The 19,704-nt window shown below is 46.3% G+C and carries 19 protein-coding genes; 7 read left to right on the top strand and 12 right to left on the bottom strand.

Features of this window, described 5'->3' with window-relative positions; genetic code table 11:
• Positions 1-11: 11 nt before the first annotated feature.
• Positions 12-506, bottom strand: coding sequence for a chromate efflux transcriptional regulator ChrS (gene chrS / locus IEW26_RS20530; protein WP_145406387.1), 495 nt, complete (start codon positions 504-506; stop codon positions 12-14).
• A gap of 244 nt (positions 507-750) precedes the next feature.
• Positions 751-921 (bottom strand): hypothetical protein, encoded by a 171-nt coding sequence (locus tag IEW26_RS20525; protein ID WP_188593680.1) that lies wholly within the window; start codon positions 919-921, stop codon positions 751-753.
• A gap of 460 nt (positions 922-1,381) precedes the next feature.
• Between IEW26_RS20525 and IEW26_RS20520 the strand changes: the two genes are divergently transcribed.
• Positions 1,382-1,612, top strand: a complete 231-nt coding sequence (locus IEW26_RS20520) for a hypothetical protein (RefSeq protein WP_229729950.1) — start codon at positions 1,382-1,384, stop codon at positions 1,610-1,612.
• Positions 1,613-1,906: 294 nt separating this feature from the next.
• Entirely contained in the window at positions 1,907-2,614 is a 708-nt protein-coding gene (locus IEW26_RS20515; RefSeq protein ID WP_188593679.1) for a copper amine oxidase N-terminal domain-containing protein, read from the top strand.
• A gap of 59 nt (positions 2,615-2,673) precedes the next feature.
• Here IEW26_RS20515 and IEW26_RS20510 read toward each other — a convergent pair whose 3' ends face one another.
• On the bottom strand, positions 2,674-3,771 hold the full coding sequence (locus tag IEW26_RS20510) for a hypothetical protein (RefSeq protein WP_188593678.1): 1,098 nt from the start codon (positions 3,769-3,771) through the stop codon (positions 2,674-2,676).
• 351 nt (positions 3,772-4,122) lie between these two features.
• Here IEW26_RS20510 and IEW26_RS20505 point away from each other — a divergent pair, with 351 nt between their 5' ends.
• Positions 4,123-4,830: a stalk domain-containing protein gene (locus IEW26_RS20505; protein WP_188593677.1), complete on the top strand. Its 708-nt coding sequence runs from the start codon at positions 4,123-4,125 to the stop codon at positions 4,828-4,830.
• A gap of 143 nt (positions 4,831-4,973) precedes the next feature.
• Here the strand turns inward: IEW26_RS20505 and IEW26_RS20500 are convergent, their stop codons facing one another.
• The 4 genes from IEW26_RS20500 to IEW26_RS20485 form a co-directional block, all read right to left on the bottom strand.
• On the bottom strand, positions 4,974-6,089 hold the full coding sequence (locus IEW26_RS20500; protein WP_188593676.1) for a PAS domain-containing sensor histidine kinase: 1,116 nt from the start codon (positions 6,087-6,089) through the stop codon (positions 4,974-4,976).
• Positions 6,082-6,732, bottom strand: coding sequence for a response regulator (locus IEW26_RS20495; RefSeq protein WP_111272990.1), 651 nt, complete (start codon positions 6,730-6,732; stop codon positions 6,082-6,084). The genes IEW26_RS20500 and IEW26_RS20495 overlap by 8 nt, the downstream gene beginning before the upstream one ends.
• Positions 6,733-6,970: 238 nt before the next feature.
• Positions 6,971-7,396, bottom strand: coding sequence for a GAF domain-containing protein (locus tag IEW26_RS20490; RefSeq protein WP_188593675.1), 426 nt, complete (start codon positions 7,394-7,396; stop codon positions 6,971-6,973).
• Positions 7,397-8,180: 784 nt separating this feature from the next.
• Complete coding sequence (locus IEW26_RS20485) at positions 8,181-9,017, bottom strand: hypothetical protein (protein WP_188593674.1); 837 nt, start codon at positions 9,015-9,017, stop codon at positions 8,181-8,183.
• Positions 9,018-9,337: 320 nt separating this feature from the next.
• On the opposite strand from IEW26_RS20485, the gene IEW26_RS20480 reads away from it, so the two are divergent.
• Complete coding sequence (locus tag IEW26_RS20480; protein ID WP_188593673.1) at positions 9,338-10,114, top strand: Crp/Fnr family transcriptional regulator; 777 nt, start codon at positions 9,338-9,340, stop codon at positions 10,112-10,114.
• 1,237 nt (positions 10,115-11,351) lie between these two features.
• Here IEW26_RS20480 and IEW26_RS20475 read toward each other — a convergent pair.
• The 3 genes from IEW26_RS20475 to IEW26_RS20465 form a co-directional block, all read right to left on the bottom strand.
• Positions 11,352-11,879 (bottom strand): GNAT family N-acetyltransferase, encoded by a 528-nt coding sequence (locus tag IEW26_RS20475; RefSeq protein ID WP_188593672.1) that lies wholly within the window; start codon positions 11,877-11,879, stop codon positions 11,352-11,354.
• Positions 11,880-12,060: 181 nt separating this feature from the next.
• A complete protein-coding gene (locus tag IEW26_RS20470) occupies positions 12,061-12,216 on the bottom strand; it encodes a hypothetical protein (RefSeq protein ID WP_167434170.1) in 156 nt (51 codons plus the stop codon).
• Between the two features lie 164 nt (positions 12,217-12,380).
• A complete protein-coding gene (locus tag IEW26_RS20465; RefSeq protein WP_188593671.1) occupies positions 12,381-12,671 on the bottom strand; it encodes a hypothetical protein in 291 nt (96 codons plus the stop codon).
• A gap of 334 nt (positions 12,672-13,005) precedes the next feature.
• Between IEW26_RS20465 and IEW26_RS20460 the strand changes: the two genes are divergently transcribed.
• The 3 genes from IEW26_RS20460 (at position 13,006) to IEW26_RS20450 (ending at position 16,958) form a co-directional block, all read left to right on the top strand.
• Positions 13,006-14,571 (top strand): DUF6359 domain-containing protein, encoded by a 1,566-nt coding sequence (locus tag IEW26_RS20460; protein WP_188593670.1) that lies wholly within the window; start codon positions 13,006-13,008, stop codon positions 14,569-14,571.
• Positions 14,572-14,962: 391 nt separating this feature from the next.
• Positions 14,963-15,598: a sporulation-specific diadenylate cyclase CdaS gene (cdaS, locus tag IEW26_RS20455; protein WP_188593669.1), complete on the top strand. Its 636-nt coding sequence runs from the start codon at positions 14,963-14,965 to the stop codon at positions 15,596-15,598.
• A 253-nt stretch (positions 15,599-15,851) separates the two neighbouring features.
• Positions 15,852-16,958, top strand: a complete 1,107-nt coding sequence (locus tag IEW26_RS20450) for a Leu/Phe/Val dehydrogenase (RefSeq protein WP_188593668.1) — start codon at positions 15,852-15,854, stop codon at positions 16,956-16,958.
• 102 nt (positions 16,959-17,060) lie between these two features.
• Here the strand turns inward: IEW26_RS20450 and IEW26_RS20445 are convergent, their stop codons facing one another.
• Positions 17,061-18,359: an MFS transporter gene (locus IEW26_RS20445; protein ID WP_188593667.1), complete on the bottom strand. Its 1,299-nt coding sequence runs from the start codon at positions 18,357-18,359 to the stop codon at positions 17,061-17,063.
• A gap of 85 nt (positions 18,360-18,444) precedes the next feature.
• Positions 18,445-19,686, bottom strand: coding sequence for an ATP-grasp domain-containing protein (locus tag IEW26_RS20440; RefSeq protein WP_188593666.1), 1,242 nt, complete (start codon positions 19,684-19,686; stop codon positions 18,445-18,447).
• Between the last annotated feature and the right edge of the window lie 18 nt (positions 19,687-19,704).

Genomic DNA, 19,704 nt, shown 5'->3' with positions numbered 1-19,704 from the left:
CTGATATCCTCCTAGAGTCTCATGCCCATTCGGCTTTTGTACCGTTTCAAGAGCAGCTGTGATTCAACTTTGACGATGCCGGGCATCTGATAGAGCTTCTCCAGCAGGAACTGCTCCATCTCTTCCATATTTGCGAAAATACCGTGCATATGCAGAGTGCTTGGGCCTGTCATATGATAGAGGCTGGTGACGGCCGGCTCTTCATCCAGCATCTCCGCAACCTCGTCCAGAAAGCGCGGCTCTACATCCACATTAAAGAAGGCAGACACCTGAAGTCCGACTTTGCCAGGATTGATGACAACAGTGAAGCGTTCAATGATGCCTTTTTCCGACAATGCATTGATACGTGCCTGTACTGCGACGCGGGATAGACCGATCTGTGTACCGAGGTCGGTGTAGGAGATTCGGCTATTCTCATGCAGGGCGGCGATGATTTTACGATCCATCTCGTCCAGATTATACATCTGCGGAATTTCTCCGCCTTTGGAGGAACGTCGTTGTGACATATTTATGGAACCACCTTTTATATTTTCCTGTATGCAATAGCATTGCAGCATTCATAGTGTAATGACGAAACGTAATCGTAGTCAACCAATTTTATTGAAATTGTTGAAGATGCACGATATATTCCCTTCATTTTGTCGTGAGTGTGCTTGTTACTGCGAATTCAGGATTTTAGGTGATTCCATTTTACAAACAGCTTTTCGCAATAAGTACAGTTAGAACCGGTTGTTTGGACATGATTTTTAATTAAGGATCTGTTTTTAAATCTTTAATTAAATCAATCAATTCCTTTAATGTTCGATCTAAGATATCAAACTTCTCTTTGATACTGTCCATAAGATATTTTAGCAACATAAAAGTAATGACAATTGGAAATCCAAAATTGGGGATGAGTTGAATAAATGTATCGATATCCATATGTAATTCCTCCTCTCTTCTCATAAATATAGGAAAAAAACACGGGGATTTTACAACTTTTAACTGGAAGAAAAACGGAGTTTTTCATATAATTATATAAGAACAAATGTTCCTGTTTTTTGTTTTTTTGGTAGTAGAAGTGCTCTTCTTTTTACCTATATAGTGAGGTGATGTCTTTGGAGATAACGAAAGAAAGATGTAGATCTGAACTTCAGAAAATGGCCTGGAGAATGCAGTACAGATCAAAAGTGACTAGAAATAGAGAATTTGGAATGGTTTATGATTCAAGCACCATTAATTCATTTGAGGACGATGCAGTATCCAGAATGTATGTCGAAGAGATATGCTCACTTATTCCATCAGATGTAGGGAAGAGAATCATTCATGATGTCTATCTTTCTGGTAAGTCAGAAAAAGAGATTTCAGCAGACCTACAAATTTCTCAACAAGGAGTAAATAAATGGAAAAGAAAAACATTAAAAATTCTATCGAAGAAATTGAGTTCATGAATCTTGTAGAACAATTTAGAAATGGGGACGATTCATCTTTTATAGCTATACTGGGTCTTTTTGAAGAAGAGATGGAGCAAATGGCTAAATATATACGCATGCCAAAAGAGGACGTTATGCAATCTTTACGACTAGGTTTGTTAGAAATGTTAATTAGCCATGCAGCAGATAGTAAGTTATAGGGTGAGTGAAGGGAGGGTATGGTCGGTTTAAATTGTTTTACATAGGTATAGTTATTATTCATAATGTTTTCTTTTTTAGTGACAAAAGTAGCCTCTCTAGTCTTGCATTTCTACTTTTTATACATTAGACACATTCATAAATCTCCCCATATGGTGGAGATTATTTTTGTTTGGATTGGTTTTATTGTCTTCTCTCTTCTGCTTCATAGCATAAAGCAAAAAATAAAAAGTTAAAGGTGTAACTTATTTGGGTATTTAGCGTTTATAATGATGAATGGGAGGGATTTCAAACATATGAAAAAAAAGATTGTTTTTTCAGTATTAACTACTGTTGCGGTGATGTCAGGAGTGCTAGGTTCAGCATACGCAGCAGGAATGATTAAATTGAATGTGAACGGAACCCAGTTGCAAACGGATGTAGCTCCGAAAATGGTGAACAACCGTGTCATGGTTCCGATCAGTTTTGTGTCGAAAGCGCTGGGTGCATCGGTCTCATGGAACGATAAAACGCAGACTGTTTCTATTCATACCACAGGTATCCCTTACGAAAATGTGTGGGATGAAGACATGAAGGATATTGGAGCATTTCGATTAGCAGGTATTAATAATACAGTGCAAGTTTTCATGGCTGGAATGGATACGGGCATTGAAGATCTCTTAAAGGAATCAACACTCAATATGGATCTAGATCGTTTGAAGCAGGAGCACTTCTCTATGGGACCAACGATGTTATCCACCAAGATTTTGGATATGAAAACTCTTAAAAAAAATAACCAGATACCAGAGTATTTAGTTAGAGTAGGCATTCAGGCAGGTGGAGATGAACTGAAAGTAGAATATTGGGATCTAACTGTCACACTGGCCCCAAGAGTTGACGATGGAAAAACCATCTCAACTGGTGAAAAAATGGATTACGTAGTCACCAAACGGGAAGTTGTGAAAACTGTTCCAGTAAGTGTTCAACGTGTTTTTCCTGGTTTCACGCTAGAAGAGTCTAAATAGTGAACAACAAAGAAACAGAGGCGCTGGTTCAGATAGCGCCCCTGTTTCTTTGAGTTACATTATTTGGTTTGGAATGCAACCACAGCTGGAGTGGATAATCCTCCCGCAGACGCTGCAGTAATGGTCCGTGTGATGCTTTGTCCTGCCGATAATTTCACCTCAGCTACCAGAATCCCCTCCTGATATTGAGTAGTACCTGAAACCAGAGTGGGGGGACTTGCAAGATTAGGAACTTTGTAGGTTACGTTATCTCCGCTCCATTTGACAGCCCCGCCGTATGGTTTTACCCGGGAGCCCATGTAAATGCTAATGGTTTTTTCAGCTGAAGTTGGATTCGTGAGATTAACCGTCAGTGTATATTTAACACCATAGTGACCTTTGTTACTATCTGCTGCATTCCCGTTGTCGTAAGATGCTGCTTTGGTCATCAAGTTATCACTTTGTCCGTTACTCATATTATAATATTTCCATCCACTTCCCGCAGAATAATTTACACTACTTGCAATTTCCGCAAAGTCCCATGATCCACGAGGATGGATAGAACCATCTTTCCCTGTAAAAAAGGAAATGACAGGAGTCTGATTAAGTCTCAGATCTGCTGTTGCACTTGCAGCAGCAACCGAACGCAATCGGTATGACATTGCTGTAGATGCTGTATTGGTGACCGTAAATTCTATCAGACCACCAATTAGTTGTCCGTTAGGTACGGTCCATTCTTTAACTACTCCAAGTTTACCTGCAGGAATTGAGCTATCTGTCGGTGTGATTGTATCCATTGTATCGCCGACTAAAGCCGCAGCAGTACATCTGCCTTGTTCAACGAATGATGTAATAGGCGCAATTGTACTCTTTACATTATGGATGGAGTAAGCAGAAGTGTTATTGTTACCGATGGTGATGCCATACTTCATGCTGGCCCCTCTGTTATTCAGGTGCCATACGAACATACGGTATTTAACAGAAGTTTTACCGGAAGCAGTATCTGACCAAAGTGTACAATAACCATTTGTGAATATTGTCGTTTCATCAATTGTCTCATGGTTGTCCGAGATTACAAATCGAGTATCGGTTTTGGCTTTAGTTCCAACCAATTGACTTGGTGCAGTCGCTGGTGTTACAAATGACACTTTAGTTTTTGAATTTTGATTACAAGCCATAGAAATATCCCCTTTATATCATGTAGTTTCACAGTGGTATAACTCCGTCATTCCATGGGATAGAACTGTCCAGTGTATCCCTCACTGGTGCAGCTGCTATGATTAGAAGTTATTCATTTTGTGAGAATAATTTTCCTTCTTCACTATGTAGGTAATTATTCAAGAAACATTACAACCTCAATGACACTATTTTTTAAATTTTTTTGGTATAGCATTTTGTTGAGGAATATAGGCGAAGGTTTGCCTTGGCAAACAGAGATTTTTTCACATGTATGCAGAATAAATAGCTTAAAGGTGTAACTTATTCAATTGTTACGTGTTTTTATTGTTGAATAGGAGAGGGAAAATGATATGAAGAAAAAGATTATATTATCCGTTTTAACTACGGTTGCTGTAATGTCATATGTGCTGTGTTCAGCATATGCAGCAGGAATGATCAAATTGGATGTGAACGGAACCCAGTTGCAAACGGATGTAGCTCCGAAAATGGTGAACAACCGTGTCATGGTGCCGCTCAGTTCTGTGTCGAAAGAGCTGGGTACATCTGTTTCATGGAATGATAAAACTCAAACGGTTTCAATTCATACAGCAGGTATCCTTTACGAAAATGTGTGGGATGAAAACATGAAAGACGTCGGTCCTTTTGGAATAGCTGGTATAAATAATACAATCCAAGTTTTCATGGCTGGAATGGATACGGGCATTGAAGATCTTCTAGAGAAATCGACGCTCAATATGGATATGGATCGTTTGAAGCAAGATCACTTCTCTATGGGGCCAACGATGTTATCCACCAGGATTCTGGATATGAAAACTCTTAAAAAAAATGGTCAGACTCCGGAGTATTTAGTTAGAGTAGGTATTCAAGCAGGAGGAGATGAACTAAGAGTTGAGTATTGGGATCTAACTGTCAAACTGGCTCCATACGTGGATAATGGAACAACCGTCTCGACTGGAGGAAAGATGGAGTATGTAGTTACCAAACGGGAAGTTGTGAAATCTGTTCCAGTAAGTGTTCAACGTGTTTTTCCTGGTTTCACGCTAGAAGAGTCAAACTAGATGCATCCCTTAATTCGATGAAAAGAAGATGTAAAGAAACAGAGGCGATGGTTAACCCATCGCCTTATGTCTATAAGCTGAGCCCGTAACGTTTGCGCTTACAGTTGCAGATTTGCATAAAGAAGCCCAAGATTTTGTAAGCCCTATGCACGCACTGTTTTAGGCAGTAAAAGTGTTACCGTTGTGCCTTCACCGGGTTCAGAAGTAATGCGTAACGTTCCGCCTGCTCCGCGTGCACGTTCCTCCATACTGAACAACCCAACACCATGGCCTGCCGAGTCCTCATTGAATCCGGCACCTTGATCTTCAATAATAACGAGAGTAAGGTCTTCTGTATCCTCAACGGTGACACGTGCTTCCGATACATCAGCGTACTTGGCTATGTTCGTTAACGCTTCCTGAATAATACGGTAGATGGCAATTTCCTTGTTCATGTCCAGACGTTTGCGCAAGCTGCATTCAAGCTCAACCTCAATACCGTAATGTCGGGTATAGTTCTCAATATAGGTTCGGATAGCAGGAACAACGCCCAGATCATCGAGTACAGATGGTCGCAGCTCCCAAGCCATGCCGCGCACATCCTCCATAATGCGCGTGACCTGCTGTCTTAATGCCTCCACCCCTGAATTGGCCTGATCGGCCAGCAGACGATCCATCTGAATGACAAGGGAGAACAGGCTTTGCCCGATCCCGTCGTGAAGCTCCCGTGAGATGCGGCGGCGTTCTTCTTCCTGAATGTTCATGACCTGAGACATCATCTGCTGCAGCTCGGCCTCGACCTGTTTCAGCTTGGTGACCTCACTGCGCACAGCCAGATACTGATAAGGCTCGCCATCATTATCAATGAAAGGCACAATCGTCGTGTTTACCCAGTAGAAGCTGCCATCTCTCGCCTTGTTTCGAATCTCGCCATGCCAGACCTTGCCCGAAGAGATGGTATCCCATAGTGTTTTCATGAAGGTTTTGCCGTGATACCCCGAGTTAATAATGCGGTGATCCTGACCAATCAATTCCTCGCGGGTATACTGTGAAATCTCGCAAAATTTATCATTTACATACTGGATTTTACCTTTACGGTCGGTCAGCGCGACGATGGAGGACTCATCCAGTGCAAATTTCAGGTCACTCAGCTGATGCAGCGAACCTTTTAATTTACTGCGAAATTCATTATCGGAGATGTGCTCGTCAATTTCGCCAAGCAGCAGCCTCACCGGCTGGTCGGCCAGTCCGCTGAGTCTGTTTTTGCGCGGTTTATTCAAAATTTAACAGCCCCTTTTTCATCGCAAACTTCACAAGCTCTGGTCTTGTGCGCAGGCCGAGCTTTTCCATTAGATTGCTCTTGTGGGATTCAACGGTTTTGACACTAATCACCAGATGCTCGGCAATTTCTTTGTTGGCATACCCCTTGGCAATCCAGGCTAAAATTTCTTTCTCCCGATCCGAAAGGGTGTCGTACGGCCCGGCGTTTTCCTGTTTGGCTTTGTCCAGGTACTCACTCATCAGCCGTTTGGTCGCGCTCGGGTACAAGTAGGCACTTCCGTCTGCTACAGAACGAATGGCAGCGAGCAATTCTTCGTGGGGCGCACTCTTGAGAATATATCCCGAAGCTCCTGCATGAATTGCACGGAACAGATACTCCTCATCATCATGCATCGTTAGAATAAGAATGGCGATATCCGGCATTAATTTTTTTAACTCGGCTGTCGCGGTCAAGCCATCCTTGCCCGGGGGCATGCTGAAATCCATCAGGACAACATCCGGATTCAGCTCCTGTGCTTTGGCAATGGCTTCGTCACCATCCGCGGCGTCTCCAACAATATGTATATCGTTCTTGCCTTCAAGCAGGGCAATCAGCCCGGAGCGTACCACGACATGGTCATCTACAACTAATAGTCGAATCACAACTGTTTCCCCCTGTCCGCTTCCTTCATCTACATCTATCATACCAAAAAAAAGAGACGCTTCAGAGGTTAATCTCCGAAAAGTCTCCGCGTAATGTGTAATACATGTCATGTCATCGGGTAATACAGGTTCTGTCATGGTGTAATACGGTTCATGTAATGTTGATATAGAGGTATTAATGGGGGGCCTGATCTTAGCCGTGGTCTCTATGTCGGACAGGAAGCTTATATGTTAGAGCTCACACATACTGCTCCATTTGTCTGGCAGCCTGCTCTGTCTGCATAACCATCTCGGGGGAAAAGGTACATGGCGTTCTGCTTCCAACAAGCAGTACACCGCTGGGCAGGAGGCCTTCCCGGAACAGAGGCACGGCTATAGCACATACCAATCGTTCAGCAAGCATAAGCGGGCACCGATCCGGGGTGAATTCACCACGGGACCGCTCATCCAGCATCACCGTACGCCCGGTTCTGAGCGCCGTGCCCACCAGATCTTGTCCAGGGCGCATCGTCATACGTTTCACACGTTCATTGGTTGCCCCGAACGTATATTTCCAGCGCAGCATGGACCCTGACACGCAGGCCATTCCGCAAAAATCACCGGCGGTGTTCTGACACAGGCCGCTCATCATCTCCTGAACGGCAGATGAGACTTCATCATGCATGAGGGACACTTCCTTTTTCGGATCAAATTGAGGGTCTTTACGTCACTCATCTTTTTCAAGTGTATTATGATGTTCGTTCATCGTTCTGACTACATATAAGTAACCTTATATCAAGGCTCGTTTGATCAAAGAAAAGCATACAATCAGGTTATTACGATGTTAGTTCTATTGTAGTCGGTTTCGTTAACCTTGTAATTCAGGGAAAACCCCTATTTACGTTCTGAAAAATGCTGAACCTGGGCTTTGCATTTGTATGACCTCCGGGGGAGGTGAGGATGAGGGATAAACGTGGGAGCAGGTTTCGAACACAAAAAAAGCCGGCATCATCAGCCAGCTGTTCCTGTATGAGAGTTCGTTTAGATATGCCAGACTGTGTCTCATGACCTTCTGCTCGAGCATTAGCAAATTAGCAATGTGTCAAAGTTCGCCTCACCAGATGCTCCACATGTGGAACAGTCGTGACCATCTGCGGCTAACGATTCGAGGAGAGCTTATTTGGTGGTTTTTAGCACATGTGAAAATGTAAAGATTCTGAGAAACGTTATTTCCCCGATTTCCCTCAAAAAGGTGGCTGTATCAGGTTTTTTTAGTGAAATAGCGTCTCTGGAAATCGTTAGAATTCTAAACTGCTGAAATATCGCTAAATAGGGCTTCTGGGAATCGTTAAAATTTCGACTGCTGCTTCAGTGACTTTATGGCGGACTGTATTACTATACGAGGCCCCAGTCGCACCGCGAGCATACCAGTAATCCAGCGTTTCTTCTCTACATAGAAGGAACTCCCTCTATACCGTAAAGGTGTCCAGTAGAGCAGGCCATATCGGGAAGGCTTCACGACAAGCCGGACATGTCGTTGTGCCAGCCAGATAAGGAAGATGTGCCGCCAGCGTTTGATCTCCGATCCGAGACGTTTGCTTAGCTAATGCTTTGGTTTCTGGATCATCCTCCAATGATGATGCCGGAGTGATGGCATAAGGCTGCTGCTCGGGGTTAAATACAGGGTCATGTTCGTAGGCCTGAAGGGGTGCGGTCTTGTCTTTCTGTGGCCATATATACACATCCTCTCCACAGGCCGGACACACTGTGACATATTCCTCGCCTTCAATAAACGTTAATAGCATATTAGCTACATTACAGGATTGGCGAAATGCTGCATCCGCAATGAGGAGGTAACGTTTCTCTATAGCATCTGCGGATGACTGAGCAGCATAGTTCAGAATCTCATCTGTCAGCGATTTGATCTGATCAATCGCCTTCAGATATTCATTGTACATCCGGGTACAGCTGGCGTTGCCCACCACATCAGCCAGTTCCTCCCACGATTCGGGGAATGGGTCCTGGTGCTGCTCATCACGGCTTGCTTCGATGATGCCGCAGTGGATAAACAGGTTTGTGCGTACCTCGATATCTGTGACTGAGCTAGCGAGCTGTGCAAGAAACGGCATCACAGCGTAGGTCGCTGTATAGATTGAGTTTTGATGAAATAAAAATTCCTGAAACAGCTCGTCAAAAACCTCCTGGCTGTATTCCTGCTCTAGCTGCTGTAACAGCTTAGGTACGTTTTCTGCGGAGCCGTAAGGGCCTGACAGCTTGCCCCAAACATCACTATCCCATCTTAACACATGATTTCCTCCTTTCTGAGAGTATACAAGCCTCGGATGATTGCTCAAGATATACAAGCGTTTACATGTATGCTATCACCGTATCTCAAGATTGACAATTACAGGTTGGAATCAGCTGATTGGCGGTTACAGTGTGGAGGTTTGGAGGTGGATGCTTATATGAAGGCAGCATGCATTTTGCCGTTATGGGGCAAGTTGTGACTTTTCTCACAGCGAATTCGGGGAGTTTCCCGGCAAAGATCAGGTAATCCCCCGATAACCTTTTGCAGTCTTTCACGGTATGATGGAATCATAAGGAATCACCGAGGGGGACGAAAATAATGGGTACAGTATTTGTGGAAAGAGCAACCCGGAAGGCAGAACAGACACATGCGGAGGCGGACAAAATGATTCAAAAAACAGGCGGCATCCTGTCGTTCGTTACACCAGAGCAATGGAATATGATTGAAGAGAAAATGCAGCCTAAACGGGTAAAATCGGGATACAGTCTCTTTCTGGAAGGCGATGAAGCCGGGTATTTGTACTACATTTGTTCGGGACGGGTGAAGCTGACCAAATCGACGGAGGATGGGAAAGAGATCATTCTGTCGATTCAGCAAAGCGGTGATCTGATTGGTGAGTTTGGCGGCATAGGTGGACTGAATCACAGCTATAGTGCGGAGATGGCGGAAAAAGGAGAACTGGCCATCATCTCGCTGACAGACCTTGAGAGTGTGCTGAGCAAAAACGGAGAGCTGGCGCTTAAATTTCTACAATGGATGGCACTCGCACAGCGCATTACACAGTCGAGATTCCGCGACCTGCTGCTGTATGGCAAAGCAGGGGCGCTTGCTTCGACCCTCATTCGAGCCAGTAACACATACGGCAAAATTACGCCAGATGGCATCGTGCTGGAGATGAAGCTGAACCATACAGAGCTGGCTGAGATGATCGGAGCAACTCGGGAGAGTGTTACACGTATGCTGGGTGCCTGGAAGGAGCAGGGGACTCTGGATATGCTGGACGGCAAATTAATGATTCGGGACATGGCTGCGCTCCGCTGCATGTGCGGATGTCCTTCGTTCCCAAGTTGCCCGAAAGAGCTATGCCGACTGTAGTGGGAAGCCTAAGCTAGGACGAAGCCTAAGTTAGATAAGTCGAGGGTAGCTGGGATAGGTCGAGGGTAGCTGGGTAACGTGAAGAAAGCGGCAGTAGAGAGAATGTAAGATGAGCAGATAGAATGAGCGTCAGATGGGCTTATAGAGCGGATAGATGAGTAGAGAAAATGCGGATGGATAAATAGAGAGACGGCAGGATAATAGATAGATTACCGGTCGATAGAAAAAATGCGGGTTGATCGAAAGAACCCGGGCAGGATGGATATAGAGAGTGCGGGTAGACAAAAGAGTGCGAATAGAGCAAAAGAATGTGGGTGGATACAAAGAATGCAAAGGCTCGGCACAGAGGGAACGTGGGGCACTAAAGAGAAGTAAGATGGACAGCGTCCAGAGTTCGGTGCAGATCAAGTAGATAACTTTAGATACTCAGAACTCAAGGACCGCAGGAGATAGAAGGGGAGAAACCGGAGCGGAATGGTAAAGGATGAGGCAGCTTGCGCTGTTTTGTCCTTTTTTTTCTGTATGCTTGGGTATGATCTAACATTTCAAACGTTTCAAGACACAACAGCCCCGTAACTTGGATGTATAGCAGCTAAAATGTGTCGAAACTCGAGCATACCAGTAATCCAATGTGTCAAAGTTGCCCCCCATCAAATGCTCCACGTGTAGAACATCGTGACCATCTGCGGCTAACGAATCGAGGAGAGCTTATTTGGTGGTTTTTAGCGCATGAGAAAATGTAACGAATCTGAGAAACGCTATTTCTCCGATTTCCCTCAAAAATGTGGATTTATTAGGTTTTGTTAGTGAAATAGCGTCGCTGGAAATCGTTAGAATTCTAAACTGTTGAAATATCGCTAAATAAGGCTTCTGGGATTCGTTAGAGTTTCAACTGCTGCTTCAGTAACTTGATGGCGGACTGTCATTACCTGTAAGAGCCCCACATCATCACCACACCGCGAGCCCATCGCAGTAATCACATTACATCAAGCCGCATCCCGTTGAAAAGCCAGTTACTGTACGGGCACCACATCCCACCAGCTGCGAACCATCGCAGTAATCACATTACATCAAGCCACATCCCGTTGAAAAGCCAGTTACTGTACGGGCACCACGTCGCACCAGCCGCGAGCCATCACAGTAATCACATCACATCGAGCCACACTCCAACAGCATACCTGGTGCACAGGCCGCATAAGCGCTCATTCAGGTAGCATCAGTTCACGCTGCGTTAAGTTTATTCCAGTTCCCGATCCAGCATGGAGTAGAGTACAGAGTTATGGTACGAGCCTTTGTAGAACCAGTGCTCGCGCAGCAGACCTTCACGCTGCATGCCAAGGCGAAGCATTACCCGCTCGGATGCAGGATTCTCCGGGCGGCATTTGGCATAGATTCGGTGCACGCCAAGCTGCCTGAAGCCAAAGTGAAGCAATGCGCGGCAAGCTTCAGTCACATAACCTTTTCCTTGATAGGCGGGATGTAAGACATAGCCAATCTCTGCATTGCTTTGTTCCACAAGGTGCAGCCCTGCACCACCGATGAGCAAGCCTTCCTTTTTCAAAACAATCGCCAGTTCATATGCTTCCCTCGGCTCGGCATGCTGCATGCGAATTACGTCCTGGACGTAGGCTTGTGTGTCCTCTTCGGTATTTGGTCCCCACGCGGTATGCGCTGTCACTTCGGGCATGGACGTATACGTATGTATGGATTGCCAGTCACTTTCTACAATTTCACGGATGAGCAGTCTCTCGGTTTCCAGCTGCATTTTTACACGCTCCTTTAGCTCAATATTGGTCCTTGTTCTTCACTTTTATTCTATTTTATCGCACCCGATCCACGCAAAAAAGCCCATGATAGAATTCAAAGAGTGAATTCCTCATGGGTATCCAGATTAAGGTTAAGCCTTATATTGGAGTGCGCTTACCAATCTCTGCGCAGCGGTATGTTTATTGTGGTTGTTTGCACGTTGCTGCAGGATATGTGTAGGAAAGCTTGCGAATGATCTCCTTTTGCCATCTGGTATCACCCAGATTGGTTGCCAGGTTCAGAAGATCCAAATAATCGTCGAGCTGCAGATTAGCCTTTTGCAGAGTTGTATTCATTCGATGTTCGTTCCCCTTTATCTATAAAGTCGTAAGCATGATCGCGGTCATTAGAACTGACAATGTAACGATAAACAAGCTCAATAATGATAATCATTATCACATATGTATTGTTTATTATGCATCGAACGTTGGTAAAATGCAATGCCTAACTGCCTCCGAATTCAACTTTTTTCGTTAAAAAGACTCATCCACAGCACGTATGGAATATATACACCCAGGTAAGCAGCCGGGACTAGAAACCAGCCGTTCAGCAAAAAGTGGTGAATCTCCGTTGTGAATGTGGTCATATGAGCATTTGTTGCATATACGTCGCTGGCGAGTACAGTGGCTGCACTGTAGAAGCATAGAATGGCAAGCAGATGGAACAGCCGGGCTGCAGGCTTGTATCGAAGTGCAATATAGGACATGACCAGTGGAACGATAATCAGAAGTAACAGAAAAAACAGTTTCATATGGCATTCTCCTTTGAAATGAGAGGTTGTTCCAATCGTTGAACTACAGATTTTACACAATCCACTCCGATGACAGTATAGTCAGTATCGACGAAGGAGAGCGGACTCAAACTTTTTTTCAAAAATTTTACATAAACATAGAGGAATTCATCATGTGAAGCATTAAATTAAAAAAGGGACAAGCACAGGCTTGATCCATTGAATGCCGGAACGTAGCAGGTCGATGAAGTAACACGTCAACAAACGGACGCTAAGTCCAAATAATCACCAAGTCAAACTAGACACATCACATCATGTACAGGCATCAAATGATACGGAGGAGGAGAATGGGTATATGAAAAAGGCATTTAGGCAGCATTGGATGGGGGCATTTCTGGTTTTTATCCTTATGGCAACAACGTTACTGGCTCCGGGTATTCAGGCTCCGGTTCAGGCGGCAGCACCACTTACCGTATCACAGGCCATTGCTGCTCAGAGCGGCGGAGGCACGGCAACTGTCGAAGGTTATGTGGTGGGACATGCAACCGGGTCGCTTACAGCCAAATTCACCTCTCCGTATGCCAATGATTTTAATGTGCTGATTGCGGATTCCGCTTCCGAGCGCTCGAACGCCAAGCTGCTGGATGTGCAGGTATCCTCTGCGTTCCGCGCGCAATACGGACTGGCCTCGAACCCGAGTCTGGTAGGCAAAAAAATTACCGTGACCGGAACACTTGGCGCTTACAACAGCTATGCCGGGGTCAAAAACCCAACATCCATCACCCTGTCTTCAGGAACAACCAATCCTGATCCGGAGCCGAACCCGGGCACAACCCTGCCGGATGGCACAGGCAAAAAAGTGCTGTTTGATAACACTCACGCCCAAACCGCAGGTGCAGCGGACTGGATTATTGACGGGGCCTTTTCAGACTTTGCAAATGGTTTGCGAAACGCAGGCTTTACCGTGGATCAGCTGGAACGCAGCATCCCGTATACATTTGGTGAGCAAGCGTACACCTATAATAAATTGAAAGACTATGACGTGTTTGTCATTGGCGAAGCCAACGTGCCATTCAAAGCGACAGAGCAGGCTGCGCTTCTGCAATATGTGCAGAACGGCGGAAGCATTTTCTTCATCTCGGATCACTACAACGCCGACCGTAACAAAAATCGCTGGGATTCCTCTGAAGTGTTCAACGGATATCGCCGCGGGGCTTACCAGAATCCAGCAAAAGGCATGTCCTCTGCCGAGGCCGAATCACCAGCCATGCAGGGTGTGATCAGCTCGGACTGGCTCGGGACAAACTTTGGAGTCCGTTTCCGCTATAACGCTTTGGGAGATGTCAATGCAACGGATATCGTAGCACCATCCCAATCTTTTGGCATTACGACAGGTGTACAAGCTGTAGCGATGCATGCCGGATCAACGATTGCAATCATGGACCCGAACAAGGCGAAAGGATTAGTGTACGTGCCAAGCGGTGTGTCCAAATGGAATAACGCCGTGGATCAAGGAGTATATAATGGCGGCGGACGAGCTGAAGGGGCTTATGCGGCGATTGCCAAGGTAGGCGCAGGCAAAGCTGCATTTATCGGTGATTCCTCACCCGTGGAGGACGCAACGCCAAAGTATTTGCGTGAAGAGACTGGAGCAACGAAGAAAACTTATGACGGTTTCAAAGAAGTGAATGATGCAACCTTCCTTGTAAACACCGTGAAATGGCTGGCGGTTAAAGAGAGCTATACAAGCCTATCCCAAGTATCAGGATTGACACTGGATACAGCGACAAGCTTGCTCCCCATGGAGACACCGGCAAACTCCACCGAACCGCAGCTTGAGCCTTGGGCCGCTCCGGCAGCAGGGTACAAGTGGTATGATCCAACGACATTTAAAGCAGGCTCGTATGGTAAAGCGCAATAAAAAAGTAGCTCGATGAATCCAGTTGAAAATAGACAAATCGCAACATGCATGTACAAGCTGTTGTAGTCCAGATTAGATTAAATTCGAATAAGGTGTTTATATTTAAAAAAGTGTTGCCAGAAAGCCGGGGGAAGTCGTCCGGTTTTTTGGCTTTTTTCATCACATTTTCGAGGAACGGAAAGCATTATAACTATGATTTCAGTATTAATCACTGGGTTATCTGGACTCTCTTTTTCATGCGGAACATCACGGTGCAGCTTTGCATAAATTCTTGCTTTTGCGGGGAAGGTATGGATACTAATCATGGAATTCGAGAGTACGGGCAAGCTCATCCGAGCGTGGTGGAGTGCATGTAGAGACAAAGTTCATCAGAAGAGGGAGGCGGCACAAGATGAATCAGCTTACAGGACGAGCAGACTGTGACAGTTCCGTGATGCGGCAGAAGCTGAAGGCAGACCTGCATCGTGTAGCAGAACGAATGAATCTGACGTTATCCCGTTTTGACAATGACAGTGTCTGTTTGCTGGCACAGTTCGCAGAGATCCGAGCCGAGATCAAGCACATTGAAGTGCTGGCTTCTTCATTTTATCTCGATTGTTACCTGTCTCCGTTTACGGAGAAATTTGCCGAGCTGACATCCAGTGTGCAGCATCTGTCAGACCGAAAATATGGAGCGCTTATTGTCATTGAACGGGAGGTTCCATTGGATACCATGATTCATTCGGGTGTAGCCGTGGATGCCAAAGTAACTCATGCCTTGCTGGAGTCGCTCTTTATTCCCGGCGCGCCATTACATGACGGGGCCGTGCTCATTCGAGGCAATCAGATCGTATCGGCCGGCAATGTGCTGCCTGTATCCCAGGCTGACGCGCATGAACGAAAGCTGGGTACAAGGCACCGGGCGGCACTCGGATTAACCGAACTGACGGACGCGGTGGTGCTGGTGGTGTCGGAGGAAACGGGACAGGCTTCTTTTGCGGTGGATGGGGCGTTACATCCCATTAATGTGGTCGAAACATTGCCTTAACCTGTGGTTGGGCCAAATTGGCCAGAGTTGAGTTGAGCGCAGTTGAGCGAGATATCATCAAATGCTGGGAGGAGGCTCAGTCCGGTCACGGAGTGACAGGAGGGGCCTCTTTTTGCTATGGTGAGTTTCATTGAAGCGAACATAGTAATGTCATTTTGCACAAACTGGGTGGATATGGGTACAATAGAGAGTGGAGCGTTCATAGGAAGTCCGCGATTTATCGCAAAAATGGTTTAGAGGAGACGGTTATCACATGAGTTGGTTTGAAGCAATGGAGCAATACGATTATGAGGAAATGGTACTCTGCCAGGATCGGAATTCAGGCTTGAAGGCCATTATTGCCATACACGATACAACCCTTGGACCTGCGCTGGGGGGTACACGGATGTGGACATACGCTTCAGAGGAAGCAGCCATTGAAGATGCACTGCGTTTGGCTCGGGGCATGACATATAAAAATGCAGTATCCGGCCTGAATCTGGGCGGCGGCAAGACGGTAATCATCGGAGATCCGCGTAAGGACAAAAATGAAGCGATGTTCCGCGCCTTCGGTCGCTACATTCAAGGGTTAAACGGCCGTTACATCACCGCCGAGGATGTGGGAACGACAGAAGAGGACATGAATCTGATCTATCAGGAGACAGATTATGTGACAGGCATCTCAGCAAGCTATGGTTCATCAGGCAACCCATCTCCGGCTACCGCCTATGGTGTGTATCGCGGTATCAAGGCAGCTGCGAAGGAAGCATTTGGCACCGACCTGCTGGAGGGCAAAACGATTGCCGTGCAAGGTGTGGGCAACGTAGCGATGCATCTGTGTAAATATCTGCATGAGGAAGGTGCGCAGCTGATCGTCACGGATATTCATCAGGAGTCGGTGAAGCTGGCAGTGGAACGTTTCAGCGCCAAGGCCGTTGATCCGGCAGACATTACAAGTGTGGAATGTGATATCTATGCACCATGTGCGCTCGGCGGCACGATTAATGATGCTACGCTCAAGACACTCAAGGCCAAAGTTGTGGCGGGCTGTGCGAACAATCAGCTGCTTGAGCCGCGGCATGGAGATGAGCTGTATCAGCGAGGCATCGTGTACGCACCGGATTATGTCATTAATGCCGGCGGTGTGATCAACATTGCCGATGAATTGAACGGATATCACGCGGAGCGAGCTTGGGCGAAGATCGGTGAGATTTACAACACGCTGGAGAAAATATTCGAAAGCTCCCGTACCGAGGGCATCGCGACCTACATTGCTGCGGATCGGCTTGCGGAGCAGCGGATCGAGATGATGAAGAACACGCGCAGCACTTTTTTACAAAATGGTCATCACGCACTAAGTGCACGCAGACTGCGCAAATAGGTCTGGTTCACCTAGGCATCAAGGGACAATCCTGACCGTTTGGTTAAGCGAAAGAGACACCCGAAAAAAACTTTTTTCGGGTGCCTTTTGTGTATACGAAATTCATACACTTTTCGATAATTCAGATGATTGCATTCCACGTTTGTTCGCAGCGTTTTTATCCATATACCAGAGAAGCACCATACACAGTGCATAGAACAGGCTGATGCCCAGAATAATGATCCATACACTCTCCATATCGAGACTTCGTATGAAAAGACCCGTCAGATAGGGGCTAAGCGTGTAACCCAGACAACCTACGAATAAGAGAAATCCGTTAAATCTCCCCTGGTGGGTATCCGGTACACGTGAAGCGATATACAGATTGATATTGGTCTGCACCAAAATTTCTCCAATCGTCCACAGCACCGTAGATACCACGACGATCGCGAAATGTGGCCAATCCCCTAGCAGGTAGAGCGTACCAAAGCCGATTCCATAGAAGAGAGCGCCCGCCGCGATAGAGTTCAGAGCGGTGAAGCTGCGCGTAGCGGACAGCACCAGCGTGGTGAGAAGGATAACACTGATTGCGTTGATGGTCATCACAGAGCCATAATAAGCTGCACCATGCTCGCCAAAGGTCTGATTCATCTGCAGCGGCAGGCTGAACGAATACTGCATATAGATAAAGTAATTAAGAAATGACACCACGATAAAAAATACGACAAGCGGATTTTTCAGCAGCATAGGGAACAACGGTGAAGGCAAGGACTTGAATTCTTGCTGCTGTTGAGGCTGCTGTGTATGATGTACCCGATTCTCAGCTGCCGTCTGCGCTGCTGGGTCACCCGCACCAACATGAACCTTCTTCCAGATCATGAAGGTGGAGATCAGAAATACGGTGCCAATGCTCAGAAAGACGATATGCACGTAATCTTTGATAAAAAAACCGGCAATAAGCGGCCCGAGCGCAATCCCCAGATTGGCTCCCAGATACATCAGGGAAAAGGCTGATTTTCGCTGCTTCTCTTCAGGGCACAGCTGAATAATTAAAGCGTTATATGCAGGACGTGTAATGCTGATGAAGAACATCACTGCAATCAGAAGATAACCGATGGTTATCGTACCTGAGTAGAAGGAGCAGCTAATGATGATGAGGGCCGAGAGCACTTGCCCGGAGATAATAATCGTCTTTTTGCCCATCAGATCACTTAAATACCCGCCAAGCAGTACACCGGGACCGCTGATCAAAGCTGCCATGGATACAAAGATGCCCGCACTGACCACACTCATACCCATCTGCAGAGTAAGCACCAAGGTAATGAGAGAGAAGATAAAATCTCCCATGCTGTTAATGGTTCGTGCCAGGCAGAGATAATAGATGTCGCGGCTGAGTCCCGCGTATGTTTTGAATAAAGACAATCGTTTCATTCCTCCTCAACAAAACCCCGATTCCATAAACAAACAAACGATAAGAGAGGGTCGCTCCCCGTATCTGTCCGTTATGTTATACGTTCTCGGGAACGGCGACCTCAATGACGAACCGATCATACATATCCACCAGCGTCTGGCGTAATTCCTCGAACGAATCTCCTTCCACAATGGCAAATCCCGAGCGAGTCATCGTATCGGTGACATCCCCTGCGTGCTGCCCGACTTCATAGGACACTTGAAAGTCAATGATGCCCGGTACATCCTGATAATCTTCTCTCCCGGAGATATGCTGGATTACCCCTGCGCGTGAGGGGAAGCAGATCATACCCGTAAATTTGTTGCTGGTTTCCTGCTGGGTGAATGTATACGTGCCAAGCTCCAGGTCCGTAACCGCTTCAAAAAGATCTACACCGTGGGTGTTCTTGATACAAGGCGGCATGACATGCGAACCCCCGATTCTTGCCCCGATCTCTCCGAAGACCACTTCTCCTTCCGGTGTGACGAACAACTCGGCATGGGTTACAGATTGATTGATACCAAGCGCGCTAATGACTTGTCTATTGACGTCCTGGATACGGAGGATCACATCGGTTTCTGCCCCTTTGGGGAATGCAATGCTGGCTGGAGGCTTCTGCTGCGTCGCAATGTCCAGACAGTTGAAGAGGTACTGGGAAACGGAAGCAAAAACCACTTCTCCCTGGCACACAATGGAGTCACAATGGAATTCTGTACCCTGAATGAACTCTTCCAGCAGATCTCGCTGCTGCTCTTTTCTTGTATGTTGCAGATAATGTAACAATTCTTCCATGCTGGACAATTTAAACGTATTGATGCTTCCGTACCCGCTGAGCGGCTTCACAATGATAGGAAACCCATATGTAGCGGAGAAACGAAGATAGTCCTGCTGCTGGAGCGCAATGGCTGTTCTGGACGTGCGAATTCCGCGTTGATGCAGCATTTGCTTCATAATCCATTTGTTGCGGACTGCCTCGGCCTGATTGCGCTGCATCCCCGGAATGCCGAACTCGGAACGGAGCTGTCCGCCAATCTCTATGGCATTCTCCCCCGGCGTTAACAAAGCAACGATGGAGTGCGATTGCAGGATTTGCAGGATATGCTCCCGGATGGCGCCCACGGATTCGAGATAATCGACGTATCTAATTTCGTCAAAATAAGGTTCGAGCCGCTCGGGATGATGTAATTGATGCCGTTCAATAATGAGAATTTTGTAGCAGTCTGTAAACTTGAGTAAGGGTTTCACGAAGTTTAAACCAGATGGAAGCCTGAAATCAGATATGTATACAATCGTTCTCATAAGTCCTCCCCGGATTGA

The organism is Paenibacillus silvae, from assembly GCF_014639235.1.
Lineage (GTDB): Bacteria > Bacillota > Bacilli > Paenibacillales > Paenibacillaceae > Paenibacillus > Paenibacillus silvae.
This window is presented reverse-complemented; position numbering and strand designations above follow the sequence as displayed.

What these genes read in the sequence shown, in the direction of transcription:
- IEW26_RS20520 (WP_229729950.1), top strand. Translation starts at nt 1,382, where the DNA reads ATGGAAAAGAAAAACATTAAAAATTCTATCGAAGAAATTGAGTTCATG.
- IEW26_RS20460 (WP_188593670.1), top strand. Translation starts at nt 13,006, where the DNA reads ATGAAAAAGGCATTTAGGCAGCATTGGATGGGGGCATTTCTGGTTTTT.
- IEW26_RS20525 (WP_188593680.1), bottom strand. Translation starts at nt 921, where the DNA reads ATGGATATCGATACATTTATTCAACTCATCCCCAATTTTGGATTTCCA.
- IEW26_RS20480 (WP_188593673.1), top strand. Translation starts at nt 9,338, where the DNA reads ATGGGTACAGTATTTGTGGAAAGAGCAACCCGGAAGGCAGAACAGACA.
- cdaS (WP_188593669.1), top strand. Translation starts at nt 14,963, where the DNA reads ATGAATCAGCTTACAGGACGAGCAGACTGTGACAGTTCCGTGATGCGG.
- IEW26_RS20510 (WP_188593678.1), bottom strand. Translation starts at nt 3,771, where the DNA reads ATGGCTTGTAATCAAAATTCAAAAACTAAAGTGTCATTTGTAACACCA.
- IEW26_RS20515 (WP_188593679.1), top strand. Translation starts at nt 1,907, where the DNA reads ATGAAAAAAAAGATTGTTTTTTCAGTATTAACTACTGTTGCGGTGATG.
- IEW26_RS20475 (WP_188593672.1), bottom strand. Translation starts at nt 11,879, where the DNA reads ATGCAGCTGGAAACCGAGAGACTGCTCATCCGTGAAATTGTAGAAAGT.
- IEW26_RS20440 (WP_188593666.1), bottom strand. Translation starts at nt 19,686, where the DNA reads ATGAGAACGATTGTATACATATCTGATTTCAGGCTTCCATCTGGTTTA.
- chrS (WP_145406387.1), bottom strand. Translation starts at nt 506, where the DNA reads ATGTCACAACGACGTTCCTCCAAAGGCGGAGAAATTCCGCAGATGTAT.
- IEW26_RS20470 (WP_167434170.1), bottom strand. Translation starts at nt 12,216, where the DNA reads ATGAATACAACTCTGCAAAAGGCTAATCTGCAGCTCGACGATTATTTG.
- IEW26_RS20490 (WP_188593675.1), bottom strand. Translation starts at nt 7,396, where the DNA reads ATGCATGATGAAGTCTCATCTGCCGTTCAGGAGATGATGAGCGGCCTG.
- IEW26_RS20465 (WP_188593671.1), bottom strand. Translation starts at nt 12,671, where the DNA reads ATGAAACTGTTTTTTCTGTTACTTCTGATTATCGTTCCACTGGTCATG.
- IEW26_RS20450 (WP_188593668.1), top strand. Translation starts at nt 15,852, where the DNA reads ATGAGTTGGTTTGAAGCAATGGAGCAATACGATTATGAGGAAATGGTA.
- IEW26_RS20505 (WP_188593677.1), top strand. Translation starts at nt 4,123, where the DNA reads ATGAAGAAAAAGATTATATTATCCGTTTTAACTACGGTTGCTGTAATG.